Source organism: Chryseobacterium sp. C39-AII1, assembly GCF_039672645.1.
In the GTDB taxonomy this organism is placed as follows: domain Bacteria; phylum Bacteroidota; class Bacteroidia; order Flavobacteriales; family Weeksellaceae; genus Chryseobacterium.
The window spans coordinates 536062-553717 of sequence record NZ_JBDFPQ010000002.1 but is presented as its reverse complement, the minus strand read 5'-3'; the positions used below and the strand labels follow the sequence as shown (position 1 = coordinate 553717).

General features: G+C 34.5%; 17 protein-coding genes. 5 read left to right on the top strand and 12 right to left on the bottom strand.

The window, feature by feature from the left end:
* Positions 1–41 precede the first annotated feature (41 nt).
* From ABEG63_RS05410 to lepA, 8 genes are all read right to left on the bottom strand, one after another.
* A complete protein-coding gene (locus ABEG63_RS05410; RefSeq protein WP_346583556.1) occupies positions 42–854 on the bottom strand; it encodes a TIGR02452 family protein in 813 nt (270 codons plus the stop codon).
* A 32-nt stretch (positions 855–886) separates the two neighbouring features.
* On the bottom strand, positions 887–1240 hold the full coding sequence (locus ABEG63_RS05405; RefSeq protein ID WP_346583554.1) for an ADP-ribosylation/crystallin J1: 354 nt from the start codon (positions 1238–1240) through the stop codon (positions 887–889).
* A gap of 123 nt (positions 1241–1363) precedes the next feature.
* Positions 1364–2431, bottom strand: a complete 1068-nt coding sequence (locus ABEG63_RS05400) for an adenylosuccinate synthetase (protein ID WP_346583552.1) — start codon at positions 2429–2431, stop codon at positions 1364–1366.
* 2 nt (positions 2432–2433) lie between these two features.
* Positions 2434–3285 (bottom strand): hypothetical protein, encoded by an 852-nt coding sequence (locus ABEG63_RS05395; RefSeq protein ID WP_346583550.1) that lies wholly within the window; start codon positions 3283–3285, stop codon positions 2434–2436.
* A 3-nt stretch (positions 3286–3288) separates the two neighbouring features.
* On the bottom strand, positions 3289–3624 hold the full coding sequence (locus ABEG63_RS05390; protein ID WP_346583548.1) for a hypothetical protein: 336 nt from the start codon (positions 3622–3624) through the stop codon (positions 3289–3291).
* A gap of 123 nt (positions 3625–3747) precedes the next feature.
* Positions 3748–4290 (bottom strand): NADAR family protein, encoded by a 543-nt coding sequence (locus tag ABEG63_RS05385; RefSeq protein ID WP_346583546.1) that lies wholly within the window; start codon positions 4288–4290, stop codon positions 3748–3750.
* Between the two features lie 219 nt (positions 4291–4509).
* A complete protein-coding gene (locus tag ABEG63_RS05380) occupies positions 4510–5205 on the bottom strand; it encodes an NUDIX domain-containing protein (protein WP_267403676.1) in 696 nt (231 codons plus the stop codon).
* 139 nt (positions 5206–5344) lie between these two features.
* A complete protein-coding gene (gene lepA, locus ABEG63_RS05375; protein WP_267403674.1) occupies positions 5345–7141 on the bottom strand; it encodes a translation elongation factor 4 in 1797 nt (598 codons plus the stop codon).
* A gap of 323 nt (positions 7142–7464) precedes the next feature.
* Between lepA and ABEG63_RS05370 the strand changes: the two genes are divergently transcribed.
* A complete protein-coding gene (locus ABEG63_RS05370) occupies positions 7465–9753 on the top strand; it encodes a GH92 family glycosyl hydrolase (protein ID WP_346583543.1) in 2289 nt (762 codons plus the stop codon).
* A gap of 35 nt (positions 9754–9788) precedes the next feature.
* On the opposite strand, the gene ABEG63_RS05365 is transcribed toward ABEG63_RS05370, so the two are convergent.
* The 4 genes from ABEG63_RS05365 to ABEG63_RS05350 form a co-directional block, all read right to left on the bottom strand.
* Positions 9789–10814, bottom strand: coding sequence for a hypothetical protein (locus ABEG63_RS05365; protein ID WP_346583540.1), 1026 nt, complete (start codon positions 10812–10814; stop codon positions 9789–9791).
* Positions 10815–10923: 109 nt separating this feature from the next.
* Complete coding sequence (locus tag ABEG63_RS05360) at positions 10924–11424, bottom strand: hypothetical protein (RefSeq protein ID WP_267403670.1); 501 nt, start codon at positions 11422–11424, stop codon at positions 10924–10926.
* A gap of 9 nt (positions 11425–11433) precedes the next feature.
* A complete protein-coding gene (locus ABEG63_RS05355; RefSeq protein WP_346583537.1) occupies positions 11434–12066 on the bottom strand; it encodes a hypothetical protein in 633 nt (210 codons plus the stop codon).
* Between the two features lie 18 nt (positions 12067–12084).
* Positions 12085–12636: a sigma-70 family RNA polymerase sigma factor gene (locus ABEG63_RS05350; protein ID WP_312389665.1), complete on the bottom strand. Its 552-nt coding sequence runs from the start codon at positions 12634–12636 to the stop codon at positions 12085–12087.
* Positions 12637–13123: 487 nt separating this feature from the next.
* Here ABEG63_RS05350 and ABEG63_RS05345 point away from each other — a divergent pair, with 487 nt between their 5' ends.
* The 4 genes from ABEG63_RS05345 (at position 13124) to ABEG63_RS05330 (ending at position 17636) form a co-directional block, all read left to right on the top strand.
* Complete coding sequence (locus tag ABEG63_RS05345; protein ID WP_346583535.1) at positions 13124–13873, top strand: DUF2520 domain-containing protein; 750 nt, start codon at positions 13124–13126, stop codon at positions 13871–13873.
* Positions 13863–14381 carry an HAD family hydrolase gene (locus tag ABEG63_RS05340; protein ID WP_346583533.1) on the top strand — a complete coding sequence of 173 codons (519 nt, stop codon included), beginning with the start codon at positions 13863–13865 and terminating at the stop codon, positions 14379–14381. The genes ABEG63_RS05345 and ABEG63_RS05340 overlap by 11 nt, the downstream gene beginning before the upstream one ends.
* A 10-nt stretch (positions 14382–14391) precedes the next feature.
* On the top strand, positions 14392–14946 hold the full coding sequence (locus ABEG63_RS05335) for a Maf family nucleotide pyrophosphatase (protein ID WP_346583531.1): 555 nt from the start codon (positions 14392–14394) through the stop codon (positions 14944–14946).
* 86 nt (positions 14947–15032) lie between these two features.
* Positions 15033–17636 carry a tetratricopeptide repeat protein gene (locus tag ABEG63_RS05330; protein WP_346583529.1) on the top strand — a complete coding sequence of 868 codons (2604 nt, stop codon included), beginning with the start codon at positions 15033–15035 and terminating at the stop codon, positions 17634–17636.
* Positions 17637–17656: the final 20 nt, after the last annotated feature.

The following is a 17656-nucleotide window of genomic DNA, read 5'->3' as shown; positions in this document are numbered from 1 at the left end:
TAGTAAACTATTTATTGATTATAAATTACTTCAAAATGATTTTATATTTCTTCAAACGGCTTTATCATCTCTTCCTTCTTCGAGAGAATCGCAAAAACCACTCTTTTAAATTTATTTTTATACTTTCCGTGAAGGTGTTTTTTAAATAATTCCGCGATTTCTTTCGGATCATTTTTAAAAACACCGCAGCCCCAAGCTCCTAAAATCAAGGTTTCATTTCCCTGATGTAAAGCCAAAGCGAGCATTTTATCTGTTCTTACATCCATTGCTCCGAAAATTTCGTGAGCTCTTTCCGGTTCCTGACGTTTTACAACTCCTGCATTCACCGCCGGAGACGTGATGAAATTACACAAAACAGGTTTCGGCAATAATTCGCCTTTATCCTTTCTGAAAACCGGAACTTTCGGACTGTAAATCATCATATCGGTGTAAAAACAAGATTCCATTGCACGATGAATTTTGTAATAATCCCAACCTTGAAGCAGGCTTTCATGCAATCCTGAAGTTCTCGCCAGACTTTCTTCCTGAGCTTCGGCTCCGTTGATGAAACCGCCGCCCGGATTTTTTGCTGATGCGAAATTCAGACACATGATTTTTTCCTGATTTTCTTCTTCGGCTAATTGTAAAATTGCTTTTAAAGAACTGCATCTCCAGACTTCAAACTGCGTTTCAAAATGAGTTTCGGGAAGTTCGTTATTTGCCAATTCTGAAAGTTCATCGGGATAGAACAAAAGTGTCCCTTTCGTGGAAACTTCCAATTCGTTTTCTATATTTATTTTTTCGTTGTGTTCGTTTATATAATATTTCTTGGCAAGGATATCCAAAGTATCTTTTGCCATTCCTTTATTTGTCATTGTTAGTTTTTTTATGTTTAATAGTAAATTTTCTACATCAGCATTTGTTGGTTCTTTAAAATTTTTCCTACAATTGCCTGATTAAAAGTATCCAATTCTTCCGAAGGAATCCATAATTCGTTGTGATTTTTTGCTCCGACATTTTGTGAAGGATATTGATTGACAACTTCTTCCAACACTTCAAACTTCGTTACAAAACCTAAATAATTTCCAGCCTCGTCTCTTGTGTTCCATTTTTCTGCGATTTCGGAAGCGTACTCTTCATCTAAAACAGGATAGAAAATGGGTTGCCATTCTAATCTTGGAGGAAATATTTTGAAATTATTTTCGATAATTAAAATCATTTCTTTTTCTCCGACGGGTCTGTATAGTGTTTTTGTTTTCATAGTTGTGCTTTTTTATGTTTTTAATTTTAGTTTTTAACGCAAAGGGCGCAAAGATTTTTTTTAAACTTGGTGTATATTTTTAAGTTGGCAAAGGCGTTTCACTTAGCAAAGATCACAATGTTGTCAATTCTTTTTAAAATCCTTCGAAAACGGAGAATAAGATCTAAAAACCGCATCAAATTTCATCTTAAGATTTTCTATTTTAAATATTTCATCCAACTGATCTAAGCATGTTACCACCAGATTTTTCTTTTGAGCAACAACATAGGCTTCATCCACTTTCAAGGCATAATTCAACAAATCATAATCTAATTCTCCGAAACGCAGATCTTTTTGAAATTCATTAAAAGTACAGGTTTCTTCTTCATTATTTTTCAGATTTAATGATTTTTCATTGCTCATCCATCCATTTCCATGACGGGTTGAATAATTTCTGGTCACGTAAAACATTTCGATATCTTCAATTTTTAATAGTTTGCAAATTTCGTAAGCATTTTTAGAAGTCGTATTTGCAAAAGTTACATTCGGAAAAACACCATGATCCATGTCCAGCAAAATTCCCTGGCTTCCTTCAAAAATAAGATGATTAAATGATTTCAAGTACTCATAACCTTCTATTTTCCAATCCATTTTATCAATGGCTTCTAAAAAATCCTGCAAAGCATTTTCAATTTCTTCTCCTTCTTCAAAACCATAGTAATTGGCAATTCCTTTTAATTTTTCAATCAGCATCGCTCTTGGAGCAATTAAATCAACGGCAAATAATTTAAAAGGAGTCTCATTTCTTTTCATCGTTGCTCCCACTCCTTTTCCGCAAGTTCCATGCTCTAAATTTTTAACATTCTTTCTGTTGTATAAAACATCAAAAGGTGTCGTTACTTTTGCTAAAGGATGGGTTGTCAATTCTATTTTTCCATTTTTTTGCATTAATTCTTCCCTTTCATTGAATAAAAACGTTGGGTGAATCGTGCAATGTTCCGTAAAATACGAAGGCAAACCACGCAACGCACCACTCGCAAAGCTGGAATGAACATGTTTTTTATCATCAATCATCACCGTATGCGCCGCCTGTTGACCTCCTGAAAACCGAATAACTACAGACTCAGGATGTTGCTGAGCCAGAAAATCGGTTGTAATGCCTTTGCCTTCGTCCCCAAATCCTAAGCCTATAATTATTTGTGCTGTTTTCATTTTTAATACATTTGAATATTATCTAATCCTTTTAAATCCGTTGTAGTAAAACTATCTTTAAATTTACTGCAAACCACATCTTTAATCACTTTCGGAACATCTCTGTAATCTTCGATAGACAAACAGTTTTGTCCCAGCAAATCTTTCCAACCTTTATCAGCATTAACCGCTTGTCCGGAATGCAGAACGCTGATGTGAAAAACCTCATATTTTTTCTGAGCTTCTGCCAGCAATTCCGTGTGTTTGAAAGTCTGCTGTCCCGTTCCCATAATCTCTCTGATCGCTGAAGCAGGAAGCGTTTTCAGGCAAGGTTCGTCACCAACAGTGAACAATAATCCTTTTTGATTTCTTTTTTCAAAAGCATCTGTTCTTGTGTGAAAAGCGGCAAAATACCAAGCTAATAAATAACTTTCTCCTGCATTTCCTCCACCTCCAGATTCGATATAAGTTCTTGTTAACCACATATCAAGCTCTTCATCTCCCGATTCAAACTGACCAACTTGTAAAGGATAACCGTCACATTCATGATCTCCGATTCCCAAGAATAAAAGTGCCGGATCCGGAACACCATCTTGGATAATTCCGCCCATTAATTTTGGCAGCCCTTCTTTAATTAAATCATAAGGAATGTGTCCCATACTTCCCGTTACGTCTAGTCCTAAAATAATCGGAACTGAATTCGGATGAACCGCAGAATCTCTTGATTCTCTGAAAGAAATACCATGTGGATTCATAGATTCATGTGCCATTCTCTTTGCATTCTGCGTGAAAATCTCACTTGCAGATTTCGATGCATACCCTGCTTTCTTTGCTCTGTCAAAACGAGCGTCCATGTCGTATCTTGTACCTCCCATAACTTAAAATTTTTTGCCAAATAAATACTCGAATCTTGTTCTTGTTAATTCCAATTGAATATTTAAATTTCTGATTGTTAATGATAATTCTATGTCTTTCTGAACGAATGCTTCCGGCTGAAAATCAGCGAATGTCAAACTGTTTTTGTCTAATGGGCTGATGTCGATTAAACCTTCTTGTTCTCTTTCCAGTCTTTTGATTTTCAGTTCGATATCTTCTACTCTTCGTCTGTAAATCAGCTCTGCATCTTCTCCGATAATTCGGGCACGGTCTTCTCTGATCTGGTCATTATTTCTTTGTAATGACTCGATGAATCTGGGTTTTAAGTCTTCTTCCATAATTCATTTTTTTGTGTTGTTTTTACGCTAATTAAAAACTGCATGGTTTTGTCTTAATTCTTTTCGAATTATTATTTTAATCAGCTTTTTATATTAATATTTTGTGTTTGGTTATTGTGTTTTTTACCCTCTTAATTCATCCCTAACTTCCATTAAAGCAAATCCCAATAAATTTTCACCATCCCATTGTAATGGGTTTTCTGCTCTTGGATCGGTTTCCAACATTCCGATTCCCCAAATTGTATCGTATGGACTCGCTTCAACCAAAATTTTATCGTTTGTTGAAAGTAAAAATTCTTTAAACTTCTCATGCTGTGAAAACTTCAAAAAATTTCCCTGTTTTACGATTTCATATTTATGTTCATCCCAAATTTTCGGATCAAAGTTTCTGACTTTTCTTCCTAAACTTTTTGCCTGATTTGGAGTTTCTGCTTTTAAAATTCTTTCTAAAATTTCATCATCATTAAATAATTTCGCTTTTCCGGCCATCATATAATGTTCGGCAGTTTTATAGCTCATTCCATCTTCTTTAAACTCAAAAGGAAACCATTGACTAAAACATGCCTTTGTAATTTCATCTTTCACTGTATGTCCCCAGAAGAATAGAAATTCTTGTTTCTCTTTTTTTTGAAATCTTTCGATGATATTTTCTACTGTGTATTTCATGATTGCGTTATTGTTACACAAATGTAAAGAAATATAATTTTATTAACCAAATTTATTTGCGTTAATTTTACACTAATAAATTTAATTAATTGATTTTCAATAACAAAATATTTTAAAGATAATTAGTTATGCTAAAGAATAGCCACGAATGCATGAATAAATTTTCTATTGTTTGGCTTTTTTTTAGACTAAAAAACGTGAATCAGGAGCAAAAAAAAATTATTTGATTTCGAAATAAAATCCTTGTTCTTCCAATTCTTTATATTTTTCCTGATTGAAAGTAAACAATTTTCCGGGTCTGCCGCTGCCTTCTTTTTTTAACGTATTGGTATCATTCAACAAGCCGTAGCTCATGATTTTTTTGCGGAAGTTTCGGCGGTCGATTTCTTTTCCGATGATTGTTTTATACAAATTTTCAAGATCTGAAAAAAGAAATTCTTCATTGAGAAGATTAAAACCAATGGGCTGAAATTGAAGTTTTGTACGCAGCCTTTTTAGTGCCATATCAATAATCGTTTGATGGTCAAAAGCCAATTTTGGAAGCTTATTAATGCTAAACCATTGCGCATCTTCGGCATCAGAATCGGCAAATAATTCGTGATAAGAAGGATTCACCAAGCCCAAATAAGCGATCGAAACAACCCTATTTCGCGGATCGCGACCCACATTTCCAAAACTGTATAATTGCTCTAAAAAATCAGGTTTTATGCCTGCTTCTTCATGAAGTTCTCTTTTTACCGCATCATCCAAATTTTCATCATCCAAAACCAAACCACCCGGAAGCGCCCATCCTCCTTTGAAAGGCTCAATATTTCTTTTAATCAACAGAAGCTGAAGATCTTTTTTATCAAAATATCCGAAAATAACTGCGTCTACAGCGACTTTTATGTCTTGTAATTTTTTTGGAGACTCCATTGTATTAATTTGCGTTGTGAATACACAAAACTATAACAATATTTTTTATTCTGAAAGTTTATTGAATTTCATTTTAGAGAAATTAAAAAAATCCGCAGAAAAAATCTGCGGATTTATATTTTAAAATCATCAAAGATAATTAATCATTCAGCTTCAAAACAGCCATAAATGCCGACTGCGGTACTTCTACTCTACCAATCTGCTTCATTTTCTTCTTACCTTCTTTCTGCTTTTCCAAAAGTTTACGCTTTCTGGAAATATCTCCTCCGTAACATTTTGCGGTAACGTCTTTTCTTAAAGCTTTAATTGTCTCTCTTGCAATAACTTTCGTTCCTAATGCTGCCTGAACTGCAATGTCAAATTGTTGTCTCGGGATCAGTTCACGAAGTTTTTCACACATTCTTTTACCGATGTAATATGCGTTAGAATCGTGAATTAATGAAGACAATGCATCAACCATATCTCCGTTGATCAGGATATCCATTTTTACCAATTTAGAAGCTCTAAATCCGATTGGATGATAATCGAAAGAAGCGTAGCCTTTAGAAATCGATTTCAATCTATCATAGAAGTCGAAAACAACCTCAGCCAAAGGCATATTAAAAATTAACTCTACTCTTTCTGAAGTTAAGTAACTCTGGTTAACTATCTCTCCTCTTTTTTCGATACAAAGCGTCATTACAGATCCAACGAAATCAGATTTTGTAATGATAGAAGCTTTAATATAAGGTTCTTCTACTCTATCCATTGTTGATGGATCCATCATTTCAGATGGGTTGTTGATCAAAATCGGAACATCCGGTTCTTTTTTAGTATATCCAAAATAAGAAACGTTCGGAACCGTTGTTATAACGTTCATATTAAACTCTCTATCCAGTCTTTCCTGAACGATTTCCATGTGAAGCATTCCTAAGAATCCGCAACGGAAACCAAAACCAAGAGCTGCAGAACTTTCCGGTTCGAAAACCAGAGAAGCATCATTTAATCTTAATTTTTCAAGAGAGAATCTTAACTCTTCAAAATCCTCAGAATCAATTGGATAAATACCTGCGAATACCATTGGCTTTACTTCCTCAAAACCTTCGATTGGTCCTGCTGCCGGTTTATCAAAAGAAGTGATGGTATCACCTACTTTTACCTCACGGGCATCTTTAATCCCTGAAACCAAATATCCTACATCTCCACAACCTACAGTTTTCTTAGGAACCTGCTTCAACTTCAAAGTACCTACCTCATCAGCTCCATATTCTTTACCTGTAGCGAAGAATTTAATTTTTTCGTTTTTCGTAATGCTTCCGTTTACCACTTTGAAATAAGCCTCAATTCCTCTGAAAGGATTGTAAACTGAGTCAAAAATCAAAGCCTGAAGCGGTGCATCCGGATCTCCAACCGGAGCAGGAATTCTTTCCACAATTTGCTCTAACAAATGGTGAACACCTTCACCTGTTTTTCCTGAAACTCTCAAGACATCCTCATATTCACAACCAATCAAATTCATGATTTCGTCAGTTACTTCTTCAGGATTTGCAGAAGGAAGGTCAATTTTATTTAAAATCGGAATGATCGTTAAATCATTTTCCAACGCCAAATACAAATTACTAATTGTTTGTGCCTGAATACTTTGCGCAGCATCAACAATAAGAAGTGCCCCTTCACAAGCAGCAATTGAACGGGAAACTTCGTAAGAGAAATCAACGTGTCCTGGTGTATCAATTAAGTTTAATATAAATTTTTCGCCTTTATATTCATAATCCATCTGGATCGCGTGAGACTTAATCGTAATCCCACGTTCTTTCTCCAAATCCATATCATCCAGCGTCTGAGACTGTAATTCTCTTTGAGTCACCGTATTGGTATACTCCAAAAGACGATCCGCCAAAGTACTTTTACCGTGGTCAATATGAGCGATTATGCAAAAATTTCGTATGTTTTTCATTTAAGAACCTTGTAATTTGCAAAGATAGCAAAATGCGGGATAATTCCTCATTCTTAATTTTAAATCTGATTTAAACACAAATAGCGCAAATTTCTCACACTAAAAACACGAATAAAAAAGCCTTGCATTTAATTTAAACCATTAAGATTTGGGTTAAGAAGTTTAGAATATTTAAGATGACTTCGTTTTTAGAAGCGGCACTTAATTAATCTTAATAACTTAAATGATCTTAATGGTTCAAAAACTTTATTTTCAAAATCTGTGTAATTTGTAAAATTATTAGTCATATTTGTTTTTAAATTAGCCCAAACTTATTTTAGCTCATGAAAAAAGTTCTTTTACTCCTTTTCATCATTTCTTTTGCTCCATTCCAATCGCAGTGGATTGAAAAAGCACCCGAAAATCCTGAAGAATTTGTAAATCCTTTAATCGGAACACTTTCAAAACCTTCCCTTTCTAACGGAAATACCTATCCCGCCGTTTCAGTTCCTCATGGAATGAATCTGTGGACACCACAAACCGGAAAAAACGGAAACGGGTGGCAATATACTTACGATGCCGATAAAATCAGAGGAATTAAACAGACCCATCAACCTTCACCGTGGATGAATGATTACGGAATGTTTTCCATCATGCCGATGACAGGGAAAATGCGCTTTAATGAAGAGGAAAGAGCAAGCTGGTTTTCTCATAAATCAGAGGTTTCAAAACCTTATTATTACAGTGTTTATTTGGCTGATCATAATGTTACGGCAGAACTTACTCCAACAGAAAGAGCTGCTCAAATGCGTTTAACCTATCCTGATTCCGAAAATTCGTGGTTTGTGATCGATGCTTTTGATAAAGGTTCGAGCATTACGATTATTCCTTCTCAAAATAAAATTATTGGTTATTCAACACGATATTCGAGAGGAAAACTGACTAATTTCAAAAACTATTTTGTGATTTATGCAGATAAACCTTTCACGAAATATTCAACTTGGAAAGACCAAGATTTTGTAAAAGATGCTTTAGAAATTACAGGAGATCATTGCGGAGCTGTAATTGGTTTTGCTACGAAAAAAGGCGAAAAAGTCAACTTAAGAGTAGCTTCTTCATTCATTAGTTTAGAACAGGCAGAATTAAATTTGCAAAGAGAACTCAGCAAAGATTCATTCGATGATACTTTCAAAAAAGCAAAATTGGCCTGGAATGAAAAATTAAAAAGAGTTGAAGTTGCAGGAGGAACGATCGATCAAATGAGAACGTTCTATTCTTCTTTATACAGAATGCTTTGTTTTCCGCATAAAATGTATGAAATCAATAAAGCAGGAGAAGTTGTTCATTACAGTCCTTATTCAGGGAAAACTGAGCCTGGATATCGTTTTGCAGGAACAGGTTTCTGGGACACTTTCCGAGCCCTCTACCCTTTCTTAAACTTAGTTTATCCTAGCATTAATGTTGAAATGCAGAAAGGATTAATTAGCGATTACAAAGAAGGCGGTTGGCTTCCGGAATGGTCGAGTCCGTCGTATTCTGATATTATGATCGGAAATAATTCTGCTTCTGTGGTTGCAGATGCTTATATGAAAGGTTTGCGAGGTTATGATATCGAAACTTTGTATCAGGCTTTACTTCACGGAGCAAATAATGAAGGGTCACAAGCAACGGGAAGACTGGGAATTGAATATTATAAAAAATTAGGCTACGTTCCATATGATGTAAAAATCAATGAAAATGCTGCGAGAACTTTAGAATATGCTTATGATGATTTCGCAATTGCACAACTTGGAAAAGCTTTAGGAAAACCCGAATCTGAATGGGGTGAATATTACAAACGTTCCCAAAATTTCCAGAAAGTGATCGATCCTGAGACAAAATTGGCTCGTGGAAGAAATCAGGACGGAAGTTTTCAGGTTCCTTTTAATCCGTTTAAATGGGGGGATGCTTTTACAGAAGGGAATTCTTGGCATTACACATGGTCTGTTTTTCAGGATATTGACGGACTGGCAAAACTAATGGGTGGAAGAAAAGAGTTTTCAAAAAAACTGGATCAGATTTTTGAATTGCCACCGATTTATGATGATTCTTATTATGGTTCAACCATCCATGAAATTCAGGAAATGGTGAATGCCAATATGGGGCAATATGCTCACGGAAACCAACCGGCTCAACATATTATTTATTTATACAATTATTCCGGAGAGCCCTGGAAAACGCAATATTGGGTTCGCGAAACCATGAACCGTATGTATCAGCCAACTCCGGATGGATATTGTGGTGATGAAGATAACGGACAAACTTCAGCCTGGTATATTTTCTCGGCACTTGGTTTTTACCCTGTAACTCCGGCAACAGATCAATATGTTTTGGGCGCGCCTTTGTTTAAAAATGCTAAAGTTCATTTAGAAAACGGAAAAACAATCGAGATTAAAGCCGACAATAACAACGATGAAAACCGTTACGTAAAATCATTAAATATGAATGGGCAAACCTATTCTAAAAATTGGCTCAGTCATGCCGAATTAATGAAAGGTGCAACGCTGCAATTTAACATGGAAAATAAGCCTAATAAGAACCGAGGAACCAACGAAAAAGATTTTCCTTATTCTTATTCAACAGATAAAAAATAAAGCAAAAGAGAGACATGTTGTCTCTCTTTTTTGTTCTATTTATATTTATCAAAACTCTCAGGTAAAATATACTCACCTGTAAGAGGATCAATTCCTATTCTAAAATATTTTGCATTTTTCTTACGCGCTGCTGAAGTTGTAACATCAATAATACCACCTACCAAACCTCCTATCACACCTCCCATAGCAGCTCCTGTTATAGTATACGTATTACCTTCTGGAAAAAGTTCTTCTTCGGATGCTGTTATAAAAATTCCATCATTATCTTTTTCAATTTCTATGATACCAGTAGGTGTTTTTTTATAAGCAATCCCATTATCAATAATTGCAAAAACATCTTTGCCTAGATTATCATAACCATCTACTCTTTTCACTCCTTTAATAATCCCATCTTTATTTTTCCTTACTTCAAGCTCTTTGTCTGGTTTTTGTTCTGCAAATGATTTATAATCTTTGTAAACACCATCTATGAAAGATTCTGCCTTAAAAACAGGTAACCGTTCAATAATTAATTTTTGATAATTACTCAGATCAGTTTCTGCCAAAGGAATATCTACTACTGGTTCTGCATAAGAATCTTTTATGATTGTTGCTAATTCTGAGCCTATTTTAGCCGCAATGATTCTAGTGATATATGCATGATCTCTTTGTCTGTATGTTTTTGAAACAGTTGATCTCTTAAGAAAATAATAATTATCGCCTTTCTTTAAAAAAGTAGATACTTTCATTTCCAAATGTCCGGAAGCAGAGCTCCCATTAACGATGTCATTGACTTTTAAATCCTCCAACATAAGAAAATATGGAGTGCTTCCTTTTATTTTATTATCTTCTGAAAACCAATCGGAAAATAATTTTTCAAGATCATCTTTTTCAAACTTTACTTCATAAGGATCTTTTCGATGAGAAACAATTCCTATATTCTTGTCTTCTCTTTTGTCCAGTAATGTAAGAGATTTGGCAATATGGTTCTTGTCTTTTATACTATTTCTTAGTTCTATATATTGTGTCTTCTGCGCAGAAACAACAACAGAAAATAACAGGAATAAAATAATTTTTTTCATAATGCTTTATATTTTCTACAAAAGTATAAGATTACCCCAAAAATCAAACGACTCTCACAAAATAATTGTAAGAGTCGTCCAACATTAAAAAAATAAACTATTATGGGTTTTATTTTTGTCTTGGAGCGTTTTGATTTCCGTGAGGTTTTCTTTCATCCATTTTATCCTTCATCATTTTCTCAGATTGGAAAAGCTTCAAAACTTTTTGGCAAGGAATCACTTCCTGCATTTTATCTGCATATTTCTTTCGATTATCTAAAAGCTTCTGCCCTACTTCGAAACTTTGCTGTAATTTGGCTTTTGCTTCATCATCAGACAATGTTTCTGGGTTGAAGTTAGAATTAAACTGGTTTTTAATCTGCTTCTGGCTTTCCAGATATTCGTTATAAATCTGGGTAAATTCAGCCTTATCATTAGGATCTATTTCCAGATTATCCATCACCATATTATTCCTGAACTTAGTAAGAAGTGCTTTTCTTTCTTCGGGAGAAAGATTGTTTATTACCTCTTTTCTTTGCTTAGGGTCCATCTTTTTCCAATCATAATCCGTCCTTTGGGCATTCAAGCCAAAACCATAAATAATAAAAAGTGTAAATAATATCTTTTTCATCTTCCTATATTAGTTGTATATATCCAAATAAACATCCTGAGTAGAATTGCTCGCCAACTCTGAAATTTCAGAATTTGAAAAAGCATCCAAATATTCGTTCATTTGAGTTTCAGTCTGTTTTTTTACAGGTTTTACTGTTTGAGTTTTCGTTTCACTTGTAGTCTTTATGTTTGCATTATCATTTGCATAAAAAGACTTTTTATTTTCCTGATTTCCAACTGTTTGATTATTATTTTCAACAGAAGTTAAATCAGATTGTAAGGTTTCATACGCCACTTCGCTTTCTTTCTTAGGACCTTGATCACTGGTAGCAAAATGAGTGGGCGTATCCGCATTGTTTGAATCGTCATTATTCAAAACAAAAGTAGCTCCAAAAATTAAGGCTAAAGATGCAGCTGCTGCATATGCCCAATTTAATTTAAAGATTGGTGCCTTTTTCTCAACCTTTATTTCATTCAATACTCTTTCCTGAATATTTTCAAACAAATTTTCAGGAACGGTGTAAATATTTTTACGTTCTAATTTTTCCAGATCAAAATCATTAAGCTCGCTCATCACCTTCCCCTGAATACTTTCAAACAAGTTTTCAGGAACTTTGTAAATGTTCTTGCGTTCTAATTTTTCTAGATCAAAATCTTTCATGTTGTTGTTTCTCAAAAATTATCTTTCGTAATTCTCTTTGATATATTCTTCTATTTTTTGTTTGGCATAATGATAATTTGTTTTTAAAGTCCCTACCGACATATCTACAATTTTAGATATCTCTTCGTAAGGCAAATCATCATAATACCGCATCATAAATACCAGTTTCTGCTTTTCGGGCAGGCTTTGTATGGCGTTCTGCAGCAATATCTGTATTTCTTCCGCATCTCCTTCTGTATTATCTGCCACAAGATTCTGCATGTGGTACTCCGGATCTTCATCAGATTTTTGCATTTTCTTCAGCTTATTTACCTGTTGCAACGCTTCATTGGTGGCAATTCTGTACAGCCAGGTGTACAACTGACTGTCATTTTTAAACTGATGAAAATTCTGATAAGCTTTTATAAAAGTTTCCTGCAAAGTATCCTGTGCAAGATCTCCGTCCACAATAATTCTTCTTATGTGCCAATACAATCTGCTCTGATAAGCGTCCATCAAAGCACGAACCCCTTTTTCCTGAGTTCGTGGATCTTGCATCAACGAAATAATTTCCGCGTCCTTAATCTTCATAAGATGCTTTCATTGTTTTGGATTACAAAAATAACAGAAAGTTAAATTACTTTTTCAATTTTCAGTTCAAATATCTGGAATTAAATATAAGAATGATTTTCAACTTTTTATTGCTTTTTATTAGAATAATTTTAGTAAAAACCATACCAATCTCTTTACTGTTCAGTAATATGATAAATTACCAAGCTACAGTTTTACTTTTATTTTCTGCTAAAATTTAGATTGAAAAATTGATAATTAATTGATTAAAAAATATTTAATCTTTAAATTTCTGTTTAAATGAGGAAATGTTCAAAGGTTTTTAAGCTTAATAAAGACTTTACAGATATATAAATAAGGTCTATTTAGCGAAAAAAGAAATATTTCTTTGATAATATTTTATGAAATGAATGTTAAAATTAGCTTTTAAAACCCAATTAAAATCTAAATAATAAAACTTCCAACTCCCCTCTCCTATCTTCCTGTCTAAAAATATTATCTTTGTTTTATGCAAATTGTAATTATCGGTTCCGGAAATGTAGCCTATCATATGGCAAAAGCTTTTGTTCAAAATAATATTCCTTTAGCCCAGATTTTTGGCAGGAATGAAACTGAACTTCAAAAAATTTCAGAAGAATTAAATATTTCTTATTCAACGAAAAGTTTAGTCGATTCGGATTTATATATTATTTGTGTCAGTGACCATTCTGTGGAAGATGTTTCAAAACTCATTCAAAAGAAGGATGCTCTTGTGGTACATACTTCAGGATCTCTTCCGATGGAAGCTTTAAAAGGTGAGTACCGAAAAGCAAGTTTTTATCCTTTGCAGACGTTTTCAAAATCAAAAGAATTAGACTATTCAAACATTCCTTTTTTCATTGAAACCGAAAATGAAGAAGATAAAAAAACATTATTTGAACTTGCTTCTAAGATTTCTAAAAATGTGATGGAAAGCACACATGAGAAGAGAAAATATATTCACTTAACGGCTGTTTTTGCCTGTAATTTTGTGAATCATCTTTTTTCGAGAGCCAAAGAAATTTCGGATTCTCAGGAAGTTCCGTTTGATTATTTTTTGCCTTTAATTGATGAAACAGTTCAGAAAATCTATAAAATTGAACCTAAAGCGGCACAAACCGGCCCTGCGGTAAGAAATGATAAAAGAATTCTGGAATTACATGAGCAATTATTACAAGATGAAAGTCTGGAGATTTATAAAACAATGAATCACTCAATTCAAAAAATGTATGAGTTATAAAGAGAAATTAAAAGATATAAAAGCGTTTGTTTTCGATGTAGACGGAGTTTTCACAGACGGAAGCGTCTATTTGATGCCCGGCGGAAATATGTCGAGAGTGATGAATGTTTTAGACGGATATGCCGTTGTAAAAGCATTAAAAAATGATTATTTGATCGGAGTTATCACAGGTGGAAATGATGAAATGGTAAAACACAGAATCAATTATCTTGGAATCGAAGATTATTATCCAAAATCTCACAATAAAATGGTTGACTATGAGGATTTCAAGAAGAAATATAATCTTAAAAATGAGGAGATACTAACCATGGGAGACGATCTTCCGGACATCCCTATGATGAAAAACTCAGCCATTGCAACATGTCCTGAAAATGCGGTTCCTGAAGTGAAAGGAGTAGCCTCTTATATTTCGCCCATCAAAGGTGGAAGTGGAGCAGTACGCGATGTTATTGAGCAGGTAATGAAAGTTCAGGGAAATTGGCATGAGGACAGCACACAATCTATTTAATTAACTGAAAATGAAATTATTATTAGCATCACAATCTCCCAGAAGAAAAGAACTTTTAGCGAGTTTAGGGTTTGAATTTGAAGTGGTAAAAATCGATTGTGAAGAAATTGTTCCTGAAAACATCACAGTAGGAGAGTCCGCAGCTTATTTATCTGAATTAAAAGCAGATGCATTTCGAAATTTAGAGGAAGGTGAGATTTTGTTAACCGCCGATACGGTTGTTGCTATTGATAATCAGTTTCTTGGAAAACCAAAAGATGAAGAAGACGCACGAAATATGTTGAGACTTCTTTCAGGGAAAACACATCAGGTTTATACAGGAATTACCATCAAAACTTTAGATAGAATCATAACTGAGACCGATGTTGCCGACGTAGAATTTGATATGATTTCTGATGAAGAAATCAATTTTTACATTCAAAATTACAAACCTTTCGACAAAGCGGGAAGCTACGGAATCCAAGAATGGCTCGGAATGGCAAAGATTAAAAAGATGAATGGCAGCTTTTATACCATTATGGGACTTCCTACCCATTTGGTTTACAAAATTTTGAAAGAAATATAAAGAGTTTCAATATAAAATTTTATTATTTTTACAAAATCATCAAAGCTTCTGATAATAAAAAGCAGATTAGCGAGTTATATTGAATAATGAAAAAGAATATTTTATTCCTTTTAGTGGCGTGTATCGTTATTTCGTGCGGAACGAAAGTAAAAAGGCCGGAACAGCGATCCAAGTTCATGAAGGGTTTTACCACATATTACAACACCTTGTTTAATGCAAAAGATGCGTTGAACAACGAGTTTGAAACCAGAGATAAGGCACATAAAGATAATTTTTATGCGCCTTATATTCCTATTTTAACCTACGAAGATCAGCCGTTAGGAAGTGATTTGGGACAATCTTCAGCTTTCGCCGAAAACTCTATGAAAATGGCGGAAATCAACAGAGGTCCTTCTAATGAGGGAGTTCCTCAAAGAGCGTTAGGCGCTGCTAAAAATGCTTTAGGAAGACCACAAGAACCCAATGAAGAACCTGCTACAAAAGGTGCTACCACGCTTGAAATTGCTGAAGCAAAGGCTTTAAAGGCAATCAACAAATATTCTGTAATCCGAAACGGAGAAGAAAAAAATAAGCAGATTTTCGAAGCTTACATGATTCTTGCTCAATCGAGAATTTACAGAGGAAAATCTTTGGAAGCACTTGATGCTTTGAACTACGTTTTCACTCACATGAAGGAAGACAAAAGAATTCCTTTAGCAAGAATTTATCAGGGTTTAGCGTATGCTCAGATTAAAGATTATCACAAGGCTCACGAGACTTTTGCAAAGCTTCAGAATGATAAAATTAATAAAAGCTATCAGAAATTATTAAGTATTTATTATGCTGAATCTCTTTTAGATGCGAATAAAAAAGACGAAGCCATCAAAGAATTAGATCGTGCTTTTGAACTGAACTCCGACCGAAAATTAAAAAGCAGAATTGCCTATCTAAGAGGGCAGGTTTTACAAAATTCCGGACAAAGTGATAAGGCAAGAGAAAGTTTTATGGCGGCTTATAAATATGCCAACGATTTCGAATTTGAAGTGAAATCTCAAATTGAAGTTGCCAAAACTTTCAACGGAAAAGGAGACTATGAAGGCGGTAAAAAGTATCTTGAAGGCATCAGTAAGAAAGGAACTTACGGTTCCCGAAAGAACGAATTTTTATATGCTTTAGGGCTAATGGCCGATAAAGCTGGTAAAAAAGATGAAGCTCAGCAACTATTCAGAAAATCTTTGCTGGAGAAGGTTTCAGACCCTCAAATTCGTGGTTTGGCATATTATGAAATAGGGCAGGGTTACCTTTCTAAAAATGATTATATCGGCGCGGGAAGCTATTACGATTCCGCTTTGGCTGTGATGACCTACGAGCCGTCAAAAGTTTTATTGCAAGATCAGGCTACAAATATTAAAAAAATATCCAGAAACTATTATTTAATCAAAAAAAATGACAGTATTCTAAATCTGGTAAAAATGTCTCCGGAACAGAAGACAGATTTTTTCAGTAAATATATTGCTAAATTAAAAATTAAAGAAGAAAAAGAAGAGCTTGAAAGAAGACGTGCTGAAAGAGCAAAAGGCTTTGATACAGGCGATTATAGTTCAACTTCTTTATTTGCCAACGGCTCCAACTCTTTTGAAGATTTCGGGGTTGCTTCCAAAGGCTTCTATTTCAGCAATACAGGAACAGTAGCGAAAGGAACTTCTTCATTTAAACAAGTTTGGGGAGACAGAGCATTGGTAGATAACTGGCGTTATTCTAAGAAAATGGGCGCATCGCTTGATGATATGAAAAACGAGGCTTTAGGACAAACCACAGCGCCTAATCCGAGACGTTTTGAGCCAGCTTTTTATATTGAACAAATTCCGACGGATGCAGGTAAATTATCTCAACTGAAAAAGGATAGAGATACTGCTTCATTAGGTCTGGGAATCATGTATCAGAATTATTTTACCAATACTTCTTTAGCCACGAAAACATTGTACGATTTGGTAGACGTTCAGCCAGAAGAAAAAGTAATGTTGCAGGCATTATATGAGATTTTTGCCATGAATCATGAGAAAAATCCTATGGCTGCCGAAAGAGCAAAAAGTATTTTGTTGAAAGATTATCCATATTCATCTTTTGCAGAATTTGCACGAAATCCGAAGAGTAATACATTTGTAAAATCTTCTGAAGCCGTTGAAAATGAATACAAAAGGGCTTATGCTTTATATGAATCTGAGAAATTTACCGAAAGTAAAGATGTTTTAGATCAAGCCATTCAAAAAAATCCTAAAGATGCTTTGGTTCCAAAATTATCATTGTTAAATGCTTTCAACGCAGGAAAATCGAGTGGGAAAGAGGTCATGATTCTTCAGTTGGAACAAATTGTTTTAAATTATGCTAAAACCCCTGAAGGTCTGAAAGCCAAAGAAATGCTGAATTATCTGAAGAGCGATTTATCTTTCCAGGCTACGGATAATAAAGGAAATAATTTAGCCCAAAAACCGGGAGAAGATGGCGGAAATTTCGTTCCGAATCAGCCGGGTTCAAACCAAGGACTTAACAAAAATCCTCAGGGCACTACGATGATGAATAATGTGCAGCAGAATCAAAATAACAAACAGCCACAACAAGTGGTTCCTAACAATAACAATCTGTTGATTGATGATTTGAATTCTGCGCCGCCAACAACGCTACCAAAGAAGCCGGCTAAAAAAGCACAGTAAATTGAATTACAATAAAAAAG

Coding starts and splice junctions, on each gene's coding strand:
- ABEG63_RS05340 (WP_346583533.1), top strand. CDS start 13,863: ATGAGTTATAAAGAGAAATTAAAAGATATAAAAGCGTTTGTTTTCGAT.
- ABEG63_RS05345 (WP_346583535.1), top strand. CDS start 13,124: ATGCAAATTGTAATTATCGGTTCCGGAAATGTAGCCTATCATATGGCA.
- ABEG63_RS05365 (WP_346583540.1), bottom strand. CDS start 10,814: ATGAAAAAAATTATTTTATTCCTGTTATTTTCTGTTGTTGTTTCTGCG.
- ABEG63_RS05405 (WP_346583554.1), bottom strand. CDS start 1,240: ATGAAAACAAAAACACTATACAGACCCGTCGGAGAAAAAGAAATGATT.
- ABEG63_RS05395 (WP_346583550.1), bottom strand. CDS start 3,285: ATGGGAGGTACAAGATACGACATGGACGCTCGTTTTGACAGAGCAAAG.
- ABEG63_RS05390 (WP_346583548.1), bottom strand. CDS start 3,624: ATGGAAGAAGACTTAAAACCCAGATTCATCGAGTCATTACAAAGAAAT.
- ABEG63_RS05385 (WP_346583546.1), bottom strand. CDS start 4,290: ATGAAATACACAGTAGAAAATATCATCGAAAGATTTCAAAAAAAAGAG.
- ABEG63_RS05330 (WP_346583529.1), top strand. CDS start 15,033: ATGAAAAAGAATATTTTATTCCTTTTAGTGGCGTGTATCGTTATTTCG.
- ABEG63_RS05360 (WP_267403670.1), bottom strand. CDS start 11,424: ATGAAAAAGATATTATTTACACTTTTTATTATTTATGGTTTTGGCTTG.
- ABEG63_RS05400 (WP_346583552.1), bottom strand. CDS start 2,431: ATGAAAACAGCACAAATAATTATAGGCTTAGGATTTGGGGACGAAGGC.
- ABEG63_RS05380 (WP_267403676.1), bottom strand. CDS start 5,205: ATGGAGTCTCCAAAAAAATTACAAGACATAAAAGTCGCTGTAGACGCA.
- ABEG63_RS05410 (WP_346583556.1), bottom strand. CDS start 854: ATGACAAATAAAGGAATGGCAAAAGATACTTTGGATATCCTTGCCAAG.
- lepA (WP_267403674.1), bottom strand. CDS start 7,141: ATGAAAAACATACGAAATTTTTGCATAATCGCTCATATTGACCACGGT.
- ABEG63_RS05355 (WP_346583537.1), bottom strand. CDS start 12,066: ATGAAAGATTTTGATCTAGAAAAATTAGAACGCAAGAACATTTACAAA.
- ABEG63_RS05370 (WP_346583543.1), top strand. CDS start 7,465: ATGAAAAAAGTTCTTTTACTCCTTTTCATCATTTCTTTTGCTCCATTC.
- ABEG63_RS05350 (WP_312389665.1), bottom strand. CDS start 12,636: ATGAAGATTAAGGACGCGGAAATTATTTCGTTGATGCAAGATCCACGA.
- ABEG63_RS05335 (WP_346583531.1), top strand. CDS start 14,392: ATGAAATTATTATTAGCATCACAATCTCCCAGAAGAAAAGAACTTTTA.